16 protein-coding genes are annotated in these 15,084 nt (G+C 60.1%); 10 read left to right on the plus strand and 6 right to left on the minus strand.

The features are described 5' to 3' along the window. Positions 1-105 precede the first annotated feature (105 nt). Positions 106-1,020, plus strand: coding sequence for an alpha/beta hydrolase (locus tag HNQ83_RS10895; RefSeq protein ID WP_175388957.1), 915 nt, complete (start codon positions 106-108; stop codon positions 1,018-1,020). Beyond that, positions 1,017-1,343, plus strand: coding sequence for a hypothetical protein (locus tag HNQ83_RS10900; protein WP_175388958.1), 327 nt, complete (start codon positions 1,017-1,019; stop codon positions 1,341-1,343). Before HNQ83_RS10895 ends, HNQ83_RS10900 begins: the two co-directional genes overlap by 4 nt. A gap of 57 nt (positions 1,344-1,400) precedes the next feature. Here HNQ83_RS10900 and HNQ83_RS10905 read toward each other — a convergent pair whose 3' ends face one another. The 4 genes from HNQ83_RS10905 to HNQ83_RS10920 form a co-directional block, all read right to left on the minus strand. Beyond that, the gene (locus tag HNQ83_RS10905) at positions 1,401-3,020 is read right to left on the minus strand and encodes a transposase (protein WP_175388959.1); all 1,620 of its coding nucleotides are present in this window, start codon (positions 3,018-3,020) and stop codon (positions 1,401-1,403) included. Between the two features lie 363 nt (positions 3,021-3,383). After that, the gene (locus tag HNQ83_RS10910) at positions 3,384-4,175 is read right to left on the minus strand and encodes an OmpA family protein (protein WP_175389044.1); all 792 of its coding nucleotides are present in this window, start codon (positions 4,173-4,175) and stop codon (positions 3,384-3,386) included. 48 nt (positions 4,176-4,223) lie between these two features. Next, positions 4,224-4,637 (minus strand): DUF4398 domain-containing protein, encoded by a 414-nt coding sequence (locus HNQ83_RS10915; RefSeq protein ID WP_175388960.1) that lies wholly within the window; start codon positions 4,635-4,637, stop codon positions 4,224-4,226. Between the two features lie 305 nt (positions 4,638-4,942). After that, complete coding sequence (locus tag HNQ83_RS10920) at positions 4,943-5,287, minus strand: pilin assembly protein (RefSeq protein ID WP_175388961.1); 345 nt, start codon at positions 5,285-5,287, stop codon at positions 4,943-4,945. A 201-nt stretch (positions 5,288-5,488) separates the two neighbouring features. On the opposite strand from HNQ83_RS10920, the gene ppc reads away from it, so the two are divergent. The 7 genes from ppc (at position 5,489) to HNQ83_RS10955 (ending at position 12,767) form a co-directional block, all read left to right on the plus strand. Further along, positions 5,489-8,119: a phosphoenolpyruvate carboxylase gene (gene ppc / locus HNQ83_RS10925; RefSeq protein ID WP_175388962.1), complete on the plus strand. Its 2,631-nt coding sequence runs from the start codon at positions 5,489-5,491 to the stop codon at positions 8,117-8,119. 289 nt (positions 8,120-8,408) lie between these two features. Continuing rightward, positions 8,409-9,056, plus strand: coding sequence for an adenylate kinase (gene adk, locus HNQ83_RS10930; RefSeq protein ID WP_175388963.1), 648 nt, complete (start codon positions 8,409-8,411; stop codon positions 9,054-9,056). A gap of 94 nt (positions 9,057-9,150) precedes the next feature. Then, positions 9,151-9,825, plus strand: coding sequence for a tRNA (adenosine(37)-N6)-threonylcarbamoyltransferase complex dimerization subunit type 1 TsaB (tsaB, locus tag HNQ83_RS10935; RefSeq protein ID WP_175388964.1), 675 nt, complete (start codon positions 9,151-9,153; stop codon positions 9,823-9,825). A 234-nt stretch (positions 9,826-10,059) separates the two neighbouring features. After that, a complete protein-coding gene (locus tag HNQ83_RS10940) occupies positions 10,060-10,362 on the plus strand; it encodes a hypothetical protein (protein ID WP_175388965.1) in 303 nt (100 codons plus the stop codon). Next, on the plus strand, positions 10,359-11,219 hold the full coding sequence (locus tag HNQ83_RS10945; protein WP_175389045.1) for a DUF72 domain-containing protein: 861 nt from the start codon (positions 10,359-10,361) through the stop codon (positions 11,217-11,219). Before HNQ83_RS10940 ends, HNQ83_RS10945 begins: the two co-directional genes overlap by 4 nt. A 34-nt stretch (positions 11,220-11,253) precedes the next feature. Beyond that, a complete protein-coding gene (locus HNQ83_RS10950) occupies positions 11,254-12,075 on the plus strand; it encodes an oxaloacetate decarboxylase (protein ID WP_175388966.1) in 822 nt (273 codons plus the stop codon). A gap of 2 nt (positions 12,076-12,077) precedes the next feature. Further along, positions 12,078-12,767, plus strand: coding sequence for an extensin family protein (locus tag HNQ83_RS10955; protein WP_175388967.1), 690 nt, complete (start codon positions 12,078-12,080; stop codon positions 12,765-12,767). Between the two features lie 15 nt (positions 12,768-12,782). Here HNQ83_RS10955 and HNQ83_RS10960 read toward each other — a convergent pair whose 3' ends face one another. Next, complete coding sequence (locus HNQ83_RS10960) at positions 12,783-13,403, minus strand: energy transducer TonB (protein WP_175388968.1); 621 nt, start codon at positions 13,401-13,403, stop codon at positions 12,783-12,785. Between the two features lie 93 nt (positions 13,404-13,496). On the opposite strand from HNQ83_RS10960, the gene HNQ83_RS10965 reads away from it, so the two are divergent. Next, on the plus strand, positions 13,497-14,279 hold the full coding sequence (locus HNQ83_RS10965; RefSeq protein WP_178131929.1) for a class I SAM-dependent methyltransferase: 783 nt from the start codon (positions 13,497-13,499) through the stop codon (positions 14,277-14,279). Positions 14,280-14,406: 127 nt separating this feature from the next. Here HNQ83_RS10965 and HNQ83_RS10970 read toward each other — a convergent pair whose 3' ends face one another. Further along, entirely contained in the window at positions 14,407-15,042 is a 636-nt protein-coding gene (locus tag HNQ83_RS10970) for a TetR/AcrR family transcriptional regulator (protein ID WP_175388969.1), read from the minus strand. Positions 15,043-15,084 lie beyond the last annotated feature (42 nt).

A 15,084-nucleotide genomic window follows, 5' to 3' on the forward strand; every position in this document is an offset into this window, starting at 1 on the left:
GCGGCATACCAGTCAACATCAATGCTGAATGACGCACCGCTTTCGCGAGCAGGCTCGCTCCCACAGGGTTTCGTGTTTACCCCCTAATTCGCGAGGTTTCAACGGATGAGAATCCTCGGCATCCTCTGCCTTCTCCTGACCCTGAGCGGTTGCAGCTCATTGCTGTTCTACCCCGAACCCGGCCAGCTGTTCACCCCGGAAAAGGCCAAGCTCGAATACCGCGACGTCACCCTGACCACCGCCGACGGCGTCAGGCTGCACGCCTGGTGGTTGCCGGCGAAAAAAGGCGTCGAGGTCAAGGGCACCGTGCTGCACCTGCACGGCAACGGCGGCAACCTGCCGATGCATCTGGGCGGGAGTTGGTGGTTGCCCAAGCAGGGCTATCAAGTACTGCTGGTGGACTATCGCGGTTACGGACTGTCCGAAGGCGAGCCCAGCCTGCCGGCGATCTATCAGGACATCGACGCCGCGTTCAAATGGCTCGACCAGGCGCCCGAGGTCAAGGGCAAACCGCTGATCCTGCTCGGCCAGAGCCTCGGCGGTTCGATGGCCGTGCACTACCTGGTTCAACACCCCGAGCGGCAGAAACAACTCAAGGCCGTTGTCCTCGACGGCGTGCCCGCCAGCTATCGCAGTGTCGGTCGGTATGCACTGAGCAATTCATGGGTGTTCTGGGCCTTTCAGGTACCGCTGTCGTGGCTGGTTCCGGATGGTGACAGCGCGATCAATTCCATGGCACAGCTCAACGGCGTGCCGAAATTGATCTACCACAGCATCGATGATCCGATCGTGCCCCTTTCAAACGGCATCCGACTGTATCAAGCTGCGCCGCCGCCGCGTGTCCTGCAACCGACCCGGGGCGGGCACGTGCAGACCTTCGCCGACCCGGTCTGGCGCAAAGTCATGCTGCGTTATCTTGATGACCCGCAACATTTCAACGGCCTGCGCCGCCTGGGTGAAATCCCCAATTACCCGGCGCCCCAAAATTCTGAAGACGAACCACCAGAGAGTCCGCAATGAGTGAAGAACGTAACGCCATCCCGCTGATTATCACCGGTATCTGCAGCATCCTCGGCACCGTCGGTGCCTTGTGGTGGTACGGCTACCTGCACTTCGCCAAACCCGAGGATGCGTTGCTGCTCAACGAATTCACCATGCTCAAGACCGTGCCGGGCGAAGACTACAAAGTCTCCCTGGAGCCGGCGGCGCAAGTGGCGCAGTGCATTGATGGAGTGTTGGTGTTGTTTGATACCGAGCAGAAAGGTTTGACTGGGGTGTTGGTCAACGACCGCAAGAAAGCAGTGCGTTGCATGGGGCAGGAAACGCCGAAACTGGAAAACTGAGATCGAAATAGCTAATGGTATGTGACGAGAGCCACTCTCTCGTCACTTACCCATTGATCACTGAGGTGACGTTGCTTTTTCTGCTTGGTTTTTCTGCTTCGAAACATCGAAGGAGGCTTGTTGAGATGTCGCTTTAACCTCAAAAAGTCCAAAGATTTGGCTCCCGGATTTTTTGTCTCCATTCTTTTGAAAAACGCCTGAAGCGTAAGTTCCGGGTGCGTATTCCACTTGACTCTGCGTGGACCACTTTCCTTCTTCATTCACCAACGCTGTCGCGACAACACCCCAGTTAAGCCCGAGGTAGATCTTTGATACAGAGACTATGGCGCCCGGTAAGCCCGTTCCAGAGAACGTAGGGTAGGGCCCTGTTGTGTCTGCACCTGAGCCGTTAACTGTTGGGCCATCTGGTGTATCCACGACGGTGAATTCCGCAGAAGAAACGTTGCTGGAGTCAGGGCTCCCTGCATTGGTTGAATAGGTTGCTATTTGCTGCAGCCCGGCAGCCAAGGGCTGATCGATCTGTGCCGACCATTTGCCATCTGCTCCAACAATAGCGGACCCAACTACGCCGACTAAATAACCATCTCTGATCCTTTCAATTTTTACAGTTGTACCCGGCATTCCCGTCCCTGTCATTATGGGTCTATAACCAACTCGCTGATTATGACGCGGAGTGGAAACACTCGGTGCGGTCAACGTTGGAGTGCAACTTGGTCGTGACTCGCCGTTAACTGTTACCGCCATTGTGGCGCCATGCATGTCCGCACTACATACCGTTACGGAGATCTTCGCTACTGGATCGAACAGAGTTTTACCGGGAAGAAATGTCGGATCAGTCGTCTCGGGCGTTTGCGGTGTGCCATCGACTTGTATGTTTGAAGCGACTTGCCCCATCGTGGTGTATCTGATCCAAACACCGTTCACGCGATTATCATCGTAAGGAAAATTATCGAACGGGGTGGGCTTACGGTATTCGAGGGCCAATTGAGTAGGATCCAATCCGGTTCGATTGATGAGGTAGAGCTGTGGGCCCTCACTACCGAGTTTTGCCAAGCGATAAAGGCCGGTTTTCTCGATGACCGTTGCTTGGGAGCTATCCAGCCATCCGGAGAACCAACGGAAGTTCGCGGGGTAGAGCGTGCCTCCACCTGATAATGTATCCCCGGTATCGCCATAATCGACTTTCTGGCAAGAGCCCGGAGCCGATACCACACCACTTGGCGTAGGACATTGGGTGTATGTGGCTCCATGGCCGTACCCAAGGCTGTGTCCGAATTCATGCTTGTATATGTGAGCAATGCCTGACTGGCCATATACGCCCACGAATCTCCCAGGCTGCCAAGCCGATCCACTTCCTCCACAATCAATTACGCTAATTAAATAGTCGAATTTATCGCGATTTATTCCGTGTGCCTCCGCCGCTTTTTTCCCCTCTGTGTCTGCCAGGCGGATCGGCAACGGTGGCCATTCCTGATTGGGGTCTTCGGGTCTGTAAATGCATTCGTACGGACGAGGGCCGGATGTATATTCGATAATCTTTCCCGCTAATGTGAGCTTTCCATTTGAGGCTGCCCGGATATAAGCCGGCAGTGCGTCAGGATCGTTGGATACAGTATGTTTTTGAATCAATGGAAAGTTCAGAGTGTCTCCATCCCGCCAGTGGGTAACGGTAACCAAAAGGGTTTTAGTTCCCACTACCGGACGCTGATTGACCCCCGATTTCGGCAACGGAACGTCACTGGGTATGGCCCCTTTCGTCATAGACCAATTCGCTGACAGGTGAATGGGTTGTTTTTGGTTTGTCGATTTGCGTGCAACCGACCAAGGCTATTGCCGTACATAGCGTTGAGAGAAAGGTCCGTGCTCGCATGTCTACGCTCCTTGATGCCCGAGATTTGTGTTGGAGCGTCAGTGATACTTCGGAAATTTCGCGACGGCTACTGGCATAAATGACAGGTTGCGACGAATGGTAGATAGCCTCCCATAACCCAAAAGCCCCGCCTGATCAGATCAGGCGGGGCTTTTGGGCTACTCAGTAATTTAGTTCGAACTCACCGCCGACCGCGGAATCACCGGCTGGTTGTCATTGGAAATCGTCACTTCCACCCGACGATTCTGTGCGCGCCCCGAGACGCTGCTGTTATCCGCCACCGGATACTCCTTACCATAACCTTGGGCAACGATGCGCGCCGGATCAACGCCCATTTTCACCAGTGCTGTGCGCACGGAGCTGGCGCGGCGTTCCGAGAGGGACTGGTTGTGCGACGCCGTACCGGTGCTGTCGGTATAGCCCTCGACGATCACCTTGCGGTCGGGGTTTTCCTGGAGGTATTGCGCCAGTTTGTTGATGTTCATCAGACCGTTGGATTTCAGCTCGGCCTTGTCGGTGGCGAACAGCACGTCACCGAAGGTCACCAGCGTGCCGCGATCGGTCTGTTTGGCGTTGAGGCTGGCTTGCAGTTGTTTGATCTGTTGGTCACGAGCATCCAGCCGAGCCTGGGCCCGTTGCGCGGAAGCGTTTTTCAGGTTGGCCTCGGCGGTGCGCAGGGCGATTGTCTGTTTCGCCACTTCCACACGCTGGTTGGTCAGATACGCCAGCTGATCGACCTTGGACTGATCTTCTTTGTCCAGATAAGCCTTGTCGGCCTTGTCCAGGTAATCGCTGGCTTCCTTGGTTTCCAGCGCCGCGACTTTGCTTGCCTGCGGGTTGGCTTGCAGGGCGCTGTAGTTGGTGCGGGCCTGTTCAAGGTTGGCGTTTGGTGGCGTGGAACACGCCGCCAGGGCGACGCTGGCGGCCAGCAGGGCAGGGATCATCAAATGTTTGGAATTCATCATGGTTTCGTCCTTTTTAGTCGAGAAGAGATACGTCATGCCGCGCCGTTACTGAACGGTGCGCTGGCTTTCCTGACGCAGTTCCTGAACCCCTTGTCGAGAGTCCTTCACAGCCTGTTCGGCTTTCATCGCCTGGGCCTTGCGCTCGGCGACCCGGGCGTCCCACTCAGCCTGTTCGGCCAGGGTTTTCGCCTGGTCATACTTTTTGTCGTGCATGGCGATTTCGGCTTGTTTCAACTTGTCTTGCGCCGCCTTCATTTCCACGGCGGCGAATTCGGTGCCGCCGGCGCTGACGGCGTTATTGACCGCTGACTCGGTGACGGCGAATTGTTCGGTGGGAGGGTTGCCGGCACATCCGGCCAGCATCAGGCTGCCGCCGATGACCAACGCAGCCATTTTCAGGCCGTGCAGCGGTGTGAACGAGGATTTGCCAGTGCGGGTTTTCATGGTTTTCAACTCCATTGGGCTAACTCCTGAACAACTAAAAAATCCATCCTGGGCAAGGAGCCGCAACCTTCATTTCGGGGGCATTTTGAAACGGCCGTCCCAGGCGTGGTTACTCGGTGGACCCGGGGCATTTTTTAAAAGTTCAGAGAAATTGGCTCAGCGTCGGAAAACTTTTGAGCGACTGGAGAGGGTTCTTGAGGGAGGAGTTGACCATTGTGGGAGCGAGCCTGCTCGCGAAGGCGTACTGTCAGCCGGTATTGATATCGACTGACACGACGCCTTCGCGAGCAGGCTCGCTCCCACAGATTTTCATGGGGGTGTCAGTGTTTTTGCTTGTCGTGACCCGCCGACAAATCATGCAAATGCCGACGGGACAGCGCGAGAAATCTCGGGGTCGGACCGATGTCTTCGTACAGTGGATCGCCTTCTTCATCCGTGGCGACCACCGTCGGGCCTTTCACGTAGGGGAAGCTTTTTTCCAGTTCTTCCAGGGCGGCGCCAATCAGTTCGCCGAGCAGTTCTTCGGGTTGCCGCTTGGGGTACATATCAACGATCGCTGCCAGCCTGGCGGCCGCTTCAACATCAAGATGAATCGAGTAGCCGGTGTCGGTCAGGCGACCCTTGGCGTTTTCTTCCCAGTGATGGGCAAGCTCGCGGATTTTCATAATGACCTCATGGCACGCCTGCTCGTGGCAGGTCGGTTGGCGTCCGGCGTTGGCCGGCGAAAGCCGTTGTACGGCTTATTGTTGAGACTAGCTTCTGCCTTGAAGGTTTAAAGACCCTTCGTCGTCTGGGTTGTAAGAACCGGCCTGGAGCGGCACTCTTGGGGTTCCTGGCCGCCCGGATTCTTTGCTGGAGAACTGCTGATGACCGATATTGATGCACGCTTGCGCGAAGACGTTCACCTGCTGGGTGAGCTGTTGGGCAACACCATTCGCGAACAGTACGGGGACGGCTTCCTCGACAAGATCGAGCAGATCCGCAAGGGCGCCAAGGCGGACCGTCGCGGTTCCATGGACGCCGAGCTGAGTGCCAGTCTCAATCAGTTGACTGAAGACGAATTGCTGCCGGTGGCGCGGGCGTTCAACCAGTTCCTCAACCTGGCCAACATCGCCGAGCAATACCAGTTGATTCACCGCCGCGAAGAGTCGCAACCCGCGCCGTTCGAAGCGCGTGTCCTCCCGGAGTTGCTCGCTCGCCTGCTCGCTGAAGGTCATGGCACCGAATCCCTGGCCCGGCAGCTGGGCCGGCTGGAAATCGAGCTTGTTCTCACGGCTCACCCCACCGAAGTCGCGCGTCGCACGCTGATCCAGAAATACGACGCCATTGCCGCGCAACTGGCGGCCCAAGACCACCGCGACCTGACCAGTGCCGAGCGTGAGCAGATCAAGTCGACCTTGCAACGCCTGATCGCCGAGGCCTGGCACACCGAAGAAATCCGCCGCACCCGTCCGACACCGGTCGACGAAGCCAAGTGGGGCTTTGCGGTGATCGAACACTCGCTGTGGCACGCCATCCCCAATTACCTGCGCAAGGCCGACCAGGCCTTGTACGCCGCCACCGGCCTGCGCTTGCCGCTGGAAGCCGCGCCGATTCGCTTCGCCTCGTGGATGGGCGGCGATCGCGATGGCAACCCCAACGTCACGGCGGCTGTCACCCGCGAAGTCTTGCTGTTGGCGCGCTGGATGGCGGCCGATCTGTACCTGCGCGATGTCGATCAACTCGCGGCCGATTTGTCGATGCAACAGGCCAGTGATGCACTGAAGACCAAGGCGGGGGACAGTGCAGAGCCCTATCGTGCCGTACTCAAACAGTTGCGTGACCGCCTGCGCGCCACGCGCAACTGGGCCCATACCGCGTTGACGGCGCCTACGCCTGCGCCCGTCGACGTGCTGCAAAACAACCGCGACCTGCTCGATCCGCTGGAGCTGTGCTACCAGTCGTTGCATGAGTGCGGCATGGGTGTGATTGCCGACGGTCCGCTGCTCGATTGTCTGCGTCGCGCCGTGACGTTCGGCCTGTTCCTGGTGCGCCTCGATGTGCGTCAGGACTCGTCGCGGCACAGCTCGGCGATGACTGAAATCACCGATTACCTCGGCCTGGGTCGTTACGAGGACTGGAGCGAAGACGAGCGCATCGCGTTCCTGACCCGCGAACTGAACAACCGTCGCCCCTTGCTGCCGGCTCACTACAAACCGTCCGCCGACACCGCCGAAGTGTTGGCCACTTGCCGGGAAATCGCTGCCGCGCCGGCGGCGTCCCTCGGTTCGTACGTCATCTCCATGGCCGGTGCCGCTTCCGATGTGCTGGCGGTGCAACTGCTGCTCAAAGAGTCGGGTGTGTTGCGGCCGATGCGCGTGGTACCGCTGTTCGAAACCCTGGCCGACCTCGACAACGCTGGGCCTGTGATCGAAAAACTGTTGCTGCTGCCGGGCTATCGCTCGCGCTTGCAAGGGCCGCAGGAAGTGATGATCGGCTACTCCGACTCGGCCAAGGATGCCGGCACCACCGCGGCAGCCTGGGCGCAATATCGGGCGCAGGAGCGCCTGGTGGACATCTGCCGCGAGCAACAGGTGGAGCTGCTGTTGTTCCACGGTCGCGGTGGCACCGTGGGCCGTGGCGGCGGCCCGGCCCACGCGGCGATTCTGTCGCAGCCACCGGGTTCGGTGGCGGGGCGTTTCCGCACCACCGAGCAGGGGGAAATGATTCGATTCAAATTCGGCCTGCCGGACATCGCCGAGCAAAACCTCAATCTGTATCTGGCCGCGGTACTCGAAGCGACCCTGTTGCCACCGCCGCCGCCAACGCCGGAATGGCGCCATCTGATGGACGAATTGGCCGCCGACGGTGTCAGCGCTTACCGCGCCGTGGTGCGGGAAAATCCGCAGTTCGTCGAGTACTTCCGCCAGTCGACCCCGGAACAGGAGCTCGGGCGCCTGCCGCTGGGCAGCCGTCCGGCCAAGCGCCGGGCCGGAGGGATCGAAAGCCTGCGGGCGATCCCGTGGATCTTCGGCTGGACCCAGACTCGCCTGATGCTGCCGGCCTGGCTCGGCTGGGAAGCGGCCCTGAGCAAGGCTCTGGAGCGTGGCGAAGGTGAGCTGTTGGGGCAAATGCGCGAGCAATGGCCGTTCTTCCGCACGCGCATCGACATGCTGGAGATGGTGCTGGCCAAGGCTGACGCGGATATCGCCCGATCCTACGACGAGCGTCTGGTCGAGCCGCACTTGCTGCCTTTGGGTGCGCACTTACGCGACCTATTGTCGCAGGCGTGCTCGATCGTCCTGGGGATGACCGGTCAGTCGCAGCTACTGGCACATAGCCCAGACACCCTGGAATTCATCCGTCTGCGCAACACCTACCTCGATCCGCTTCATCTATTGCAGGCCGAGTTGCTGGCCCGTTCGCGGCAACAGGAAGTGGCGCAGGGCAGCCCGGTGGAACAGGCGCTGCTGGTGTCTGTGGCGGGGATTGCCGCCGGTTTGCGTAATACCGGCTAAGGTTTTTGCCGTGGGGGACTGGCATCCGATGCAGGCGTCGGGTGCCGTTCGATGGCAGGCAGAAAAGTGCGGCCAGGCGACAGTTAATGATGGGGTTGCGACTTGGGGAACCGCACCAAAAGGTCACAAGACCCTGCGGTTTCTCCGACTTTTGGCGGCTTGTGTGGGCGCAGCCTGCTGTGTATCTTGATCAGCCTTTGGCCGTTTGGGCGGTCACGACCCTATTTTTGAGATTGGCCCCACGAGGCGAATCTGACGTTATCTATATAAAAAATTGAGGAGCACATCGATGCGCGTCATTCTGCTGGGAGCTCCCGGGGCCGGTAAAGGTACTCAGGCTAAGTTCATCACCGAGAAATTCGGCATTCCGCAAATCTCCACTGGCGACATGCTGCGTGCGGCAGTCAAGGCCGGCACCGAGCTGGGCCTCAAGGCCAAGGGCATCATGGATGCCGGCGGCCTGGTGTCCGATGACCTGATCATCGCGCTGGTCAAAGATCGCATCGCCCAGTCTGACTGCGCCAACGGTTTCCTGTTCGACGGTTTCCCGCGCACCATTCCTCAGGCTGAAGCCCTGGTGACGGCTGGCGTCGAGCTGGATGCAGTGGTCGAGATCGCCGTCGATGACGAAGAAATCGTTCAGCGTATCGCCGGCCGCCGTGTTCACGAGGCCAGCGGCCGCGTGTACCACACCGTCTACAACCCGCCGAAAATCGCTGGCAAGGACGACATCACCGGTGAAGAACTGGTGCAGCGCAAGGACGACACCGAAGAAACCGTGCGTCATCGCCTGTCGGTCTACCATTCGCAGACCAAGCCGCTGGTTGATTTCTACCAGAAGCTGTCCGCCGCCCAAGGCAAGCCGAAGTACAGCCACATCCCTGGCGTAGGCTCGGTTGAAGCGATCACCGGCAAGGTGCTTGAAGCACTGAGCTGAAAAGTCTGATCGGCTTTATCATCCACGGCCCGCTTGCGGGCCGTAGTTGTTTATACTGACGCACTTTTTTCTGACCTCTCTTACGGAAACATCGATGAGCACCTTGCTGGCCCTGGACACCGCGACTGAAGCTTGCTCCGTTGCCTTGCTGCATGACGGCAAGGTCACGAGCCATTACGAGGTGATCCCGCGCCTGCATGCGCAGAAGTTGCTGCCGATGATCCAGCAATTGCTGGCCGACGCCGGCACCACCCTGCAAGCGGTGGATGCCATCGCGTTCGGGCGCGGCCCGGGTGCCTTCACCGGCGTGCGTATTGCCATCGGTGTGGTGCAGGGTTTGGCGTTCGCCCTGGATCGCCCGGTGCTGCCGGTGTCCAACCTCGCTGTATTGGCCCAGCGCGCTTACCGCGAACATGGCGCCACTCAGGTCGCGGCGGCCATTGATGCACGCATGGATGAGGTGTATTGGGGCTGCTACCGCGAGACGGCGGGGGAAATGCGACTGGTCGGCCACGAAGCGGTGCTGCCACCGGAAGTGGCCGCACTACCGGCCGACGTCAGCGGCGAATGGTTCGGTGCGGGCACCGGTTGGGGCTATGGCGAACGCATCGCCGTCAGCTTGAGCGGCCAGGACGCGGGCATGTTGCCCCATGCCGAAGACCTGTTGACCCTGGCGCGTTTTGCCTGGGAACGGGGTGAAGCAATCGTCGCCGATGAGGCGCAGCCGGTTTATCTGCGGGACAAGGTAGCGACGCCCAAGGCGCGTTGATTCTCGATACTGCGGTGAACCCTTCGCGAGCAGGCTCGCTCCCACAGGATCTGCGCTTTTCCTTGTGGGAGGGAGCCTGCTCGCGAAAGCTTTCTTTCTGATAGTCACCAATCGTCGTTTTCTAACCCCAGCTTTTAAACCTTTTGCCTTTTATGTGTTCTAGTTATCACTCGGCGGTTTGCGAAGTGGGTTGTGCGCCACTAAACTGCCATCACTGATACCGAGCATGCATTTATGCGTATAGACGGCATTTCCTCTCAGTCCTACCCCATCAAGCGCAAGCCTCGCAAAGGCCCTGTGGTGGAAGACGAGTCCGTCGATATCGACGGCGAGCTGGAGTTTCCGTCCGAAGAGCAACTGGCCGCCCGCGCCAAGGCTTCCGCGCAACGCCTGAGCAACCTGCCCGCCCGTCAGCAGGACATGCTTTACCACCGCGCCATGAGCAAAAGCGTGGCGATGGCCCTGGCCAGCTATCTCAGTACCGCCGGTTTCGTCGACTGGGATGCTGAGGTCATGGGGCTCGACCTGTACATCTGATGCTGCCTTACTACCTCGGTTGCCCGTCCTGGAGTGAAAACGCCTGGCGCGAATATCTTTATCCGCCAGATGCCAGGCCCGCCGAATTTCTCGATCTCTATTCCCAGGTATTCAATGCCGTGGAAGGCAACACGACCTTCTACGCCAGCCCGGCTGCCAGTACCGTGCAGCGTTGGGCCGAAACCATGCCCGGGTACTTTCGCTTCACCGCCAAGTTCCCCGGTGACATCAGCCACGGCGGCGACCTGCGCGAGCAACTGACCGCCGCCGACACCTTCACCCAATTGCTCAGTCCCCTCGGTGAGCGGGTGTCGCCGCTGTGGTTGCAGCTGTCGAAAAGCTTCACGCCACAACGTTTGCCCGAACTGGCCAGTTTCATCGATGCCCTGCAGCGCCCCCTGGCGGTGGAAGTTCGGCACGATGATTTCTTCGCCAAGGGCGACAGTGAGCGGATGCTCAATCGCCTGCTGCTGGACCGTGGCGTCGAGCGCATCTGCCTCGATCCGCGCGCGTTGTTCAGTTGCACTTCGACCGATCCTTCGGTGCTCCACGCCCAATCGAAAAAGCCGAGGGTTCCACCACGCCCCGCGGCGTTTACCCAGTTCCCGCAAGTGCGCTTCATCGGCCATCCGACGCTTGAGGCCAACGACCCGTTTCTGCTGCCATGGGTGGAGAAAATCGCCCTGTGGATCGAAGAGGGGCGCACGCCGTATATCTTCCTGCACACCGCCGACAACGTGCTGGCGGCGAAGCTGGCGCAACGTTTCCACGCCCGATTGATGCTGCGTTTGCCTGGCTTGCCGGCGCTGCCTGAGCTATACAGAGAGCCCGCCGCCGAGCAACTTGGCCTGCTCTGAAAGCGGATTCGTTCCCCTTTTCCAGGAGCTGCCAATGGACGCGCAAACCCTTCGAGCCCACGCCTTCAAAGCCTTGCACGAACGCGACGGCGTTTTTGTGATCCCCAATCCCTGGGATGCCGGCTCGGCAAAAATGCTCGCCAGCCTGGGATTCGAGGCGCTGGCGACCACCAGCGCCGGTTACGCTTTCTCCCAGGGACGTCCTGATGGCGGGTTGACCCTGGACGAGACCCTGGCCAACGTCCGGGCCATTGTCGCCGCCACCGATCTGCCGGTCGCGGTCGATCTGGAAAACGGTTTTGCCGATGATCCTGCCGAGTGCGCCAAGAGCCTTTTGCGGGCCGCCGAAGCGGGTGCCGTCGGCGGTTCGATCGAGGACTTCACTGGCCGTGAAGACACCCCGATCTATTGCTTTGAACATGCCGTGGCGCGCATCAAAGCCGCCGTCGCGGCTGCTCGCAGCTTGCCTTTCCCGTTCACGCTGACGGCACGGGCCGAGAATTTCCTGCACGGCAACCCGGATCTCGACGACACCATTCGCCGCTTGCAGGCCTTCGCCGAAGCCGGCGCGGACGTGTTGTACGCGCCGGGTCTGCGCAGCGCTGAAGACGTGCTGGCCGTGGTCCGCGCCGTGGCGCCAAAACCGGTGAACGTGTTGATGTCCGGCGGCTTGAAGCTGACGGTGCAGGAGCTGGGTGAAATGGGCGTCAAGCGCATCAGTGTCGGTTCGGCGCTCGCACTGGCGGCGCTGGGCGAGTTCTACCGTGCCGCCGAAGAGATCCAGGCGTCGGGCACGTTCGGGTTCACGTCGCGGTCCATGCCGTACGCCAAGGCCAATCAGTTCTTCAAAGGCTGACGATGCGATTTCGGTGGTGGCTGTTGTTGGCGATCATCGCGGCGGTGGGGATGAGCGCCTGGCGGGGCTGGGTGTCGCTGCCACCGCAATGGAATCCCTGGGCGCCGCTGGACGTGAAAGCCCCGCCGAACCTGCTGACCCGCTACAAATTGATGCGTCTGCGCGACGATCCGCAACTGTGTGATCAGGCCTTGAGCGGCTCCGGTTTGCGCGTGACCCGACAGGCCGCCAGCCCGGATGCCAAGTGTCCGTTGACTGACGCTTTGCGCGTGCAGGGCGGCGACGTGGCGCTGAGCAGCAGCTTCCTCGCCAGTTGCCGCCTGGCGGTGTCGTTTGCCCTGTTCGAGCGTCACGCCCTGCAACCGGCGGCGCAGGCTGTCTACGGGCAAGCGGTGGCGCGGGTCGACCACCTCGGCAGCTTTGCCTGTCGCAATGTCTATGGTCGAGAGAATGGTCGACTCAGTCAGCACGCATCGGCCAATGCGCTGGATGTCGCCGGCTTCCGCCTGGCCGATGGCCGTTCCATCAGCGTGCTCAAGGATTGGCCCAAGGACAATCAGGACGCGCAGTTTCTAAGGCAGGTCCGCGATGGCGCCTGTGGTCTGTTCAGTGTGGTGTTGAGTCCGGATTACAACGCCGCCCATCGCAATCACTTTCATCTGGACGTCGGGCCGTGGTGGCGTTGCCGCTGAGACGGTCGCTGGGGATCAGGCTGCCAGGCGCAGGTTCTGCAGGATGATCGGGCGTGCCCAGCCGTTATCGAAATCGAGTTGTTTCTGTTGTTCCACCAACTCTTCAGGGGAGAACGGCGGGAAGGGCTTGTCCAACAGGTCGAGTTCGAACTCGGCGATCGGCAGGTGCAGCGGACGCGGTTGCGGCGCCGGACCGGCTTCCGGCAAAGGCTGGCCGGCGGTCAGCACAATCGGACGCACCCAGCCGCTTTCGAAGTTCTGCTGCTTCTGTTGGGCGACGATTTCTTCCGGCGGGAACGGTGGGAACGGCTTGTCGGCCAGGTCCATTTCGAATTCGGCAATCGGCAGGAACAGCGGCTCGGGCGGGCGGATCTCGGTGTCCTTCACGTCGCATTCGCGCTGGGAAATGATGTGCGCCAGCAGGTCGCTGCCGACGGTGGGTTCGACCGGGCTTTCGATATCGACCGGTGGAAAGTTCAGCGATTCAGGCAGCACTTCACCCGACTGATCGGCCAGCGCTCGGGCAAAGAAATCCTGCCAGATGTGGCTGACGCCGCTCAGTGCCTGGGTGTTTCGCAGGTTGTAGTCGCCGTAGGGCGAGATAAAACCTGTGATTGTGGGTTGAATGTCTGACATTTCTCTCGGTCGACGCTCAGCTCTGGCAAAATGCTCGATAGTTTTGTTATCGGCAGTTTTTGCCGATCATTAATTTTTTGAGCGTGTTTTCCCATGATTGAGCAACCGGCGGCGTGCCGCATCCATGTCGAAGCCCTGGACCAGACTTTTCAGCCACAGGCCGAGCACTGGGCCGAGCGCCTGGGCCTGCCGCTGCGGGTGGATGACGGTGAGTTTGCGTTGCAGGTGGGCGACCAGGGTTTGCAGCTGCAACAGCTCGGCCCGGATGCACCGGGGCCGGTGCGGGTGGACTTCGTCGAGGGCGGCGCGGCCCATCGTCGGTTGTACGGTGGCGGCAGCGGGCAGATGATCGCCAAGGCCGTCGGCATCGCCCAGGGCGTGCGTCCACGGGTGCTGGATGCGACGGCGGGTCTGGGCAAGGATGCGTTCGTGTTGGCCAGCCTGGGTTGCGAGATGAGCCTCATCGAGCGTCAGCCGTTGATCGGGGCCTTGCTCGAAGATGGCCTTGCCCGAGGCGCGGAAGATTTCGAGGTGGCGCCGATCGTGGCGCGCATGCGTTTGCTCAAGGGCAATTCGATCGAGGTGATGAGCAACTGGGAAGGCGAGCCGCCGCAGGTGATCTACCTCGACCCGATGTTCCCGCACCGTGAGAAAACCGCGTTGGTGAAGAAGGAAATGCGCCTGTTCCGGCCACTGGTGGGCGATGACCCGGATGCACCGGCCTTGCTCGCTGCGGCATTGGCCCTGGCCACCCACCGCGTAGTGGTCAAGCGCCCGCGCAAGGCGCCGTGCATCGAAGGGCCGAAGCCGAGTCATGCGCTGGATGGCAAGTCCAGTCGGTATGACATCTACCCGAAGAAGGCACTCAAGCCGTAAGACCGTGTCGCCCCTTTCGCGAGCAGGCTCGCTCCCACAGGAGATCCGAGGTGTTACTTAGATCCAGTGTGGGAGCGAGCCTGCTCGCGAAGGGGCCAGACCAGACAACAAAAATGGTTCGGACTGGCTAAGGTCGATAAGCCCGCATAAACAACTCCACAACCTCCCGCACATGGCTCTCCGCCGCCTCATCGGTCAACGGCTCGCCACAGCCATACAACAAGCGGAAATTCGCCGCGCCCTTGAGCAGGCAGAAGAAGTGCTCCGCCGCATTGCGCGGCTTGTCGATGCTCAAGGCGCCACTCTGGTCGATCTTGCTCAGCAGCCGTTCCATGCCGTGCAGCATGCGCTCGGGGCCGGCCTCGAAGAAGATCAGCGAGAGTTTCGGGTCCTGGGTGCCCAGGGTCATAATCAAGCGATGCAGGTTCACCGATTCGTCGCTGTTGATCAGCACGTGAAAGCCGCGGGCGATGTTCAGCAGCACGGTTTCCACCGCCACGCCGTCCGGTAATTCGAAAAACAGTGTCGGCAACTGCTCCTCGCACTTCGCCACCACGGCAGCGGAGAACAGGGTCTCCTTGTCGTTGAAATGGCTGTAGACCGTCAGCTTCGAAACGCCTGCTTCTGCGGCGACAGCATCCATGCTGGTGTTGGCATATCCCTTGGTCAAAAACAGCGTTTTCGCCGCGTCGAGGATCGCCTGGCGTTTGGCCAGATCCTTGGGGCGGCCGGGTCCGCTGGGTGCTGAAAGATTGTTCGGCATATGCGCTTTTATTACTGGACTGGTGAGTTTGCTATTAATAAC

The sequence above is a fragment of the Pseudomonas sp. C2B4 genome (assembly GCF_013359695.1).
In the GTDB taxonomy this organism is placed as follows: Bacteria; Pseudomonadota; Gammaproteobacteria; order Pseudomonadales; family Pseudomonadaceae; genus Aquipseudomonas.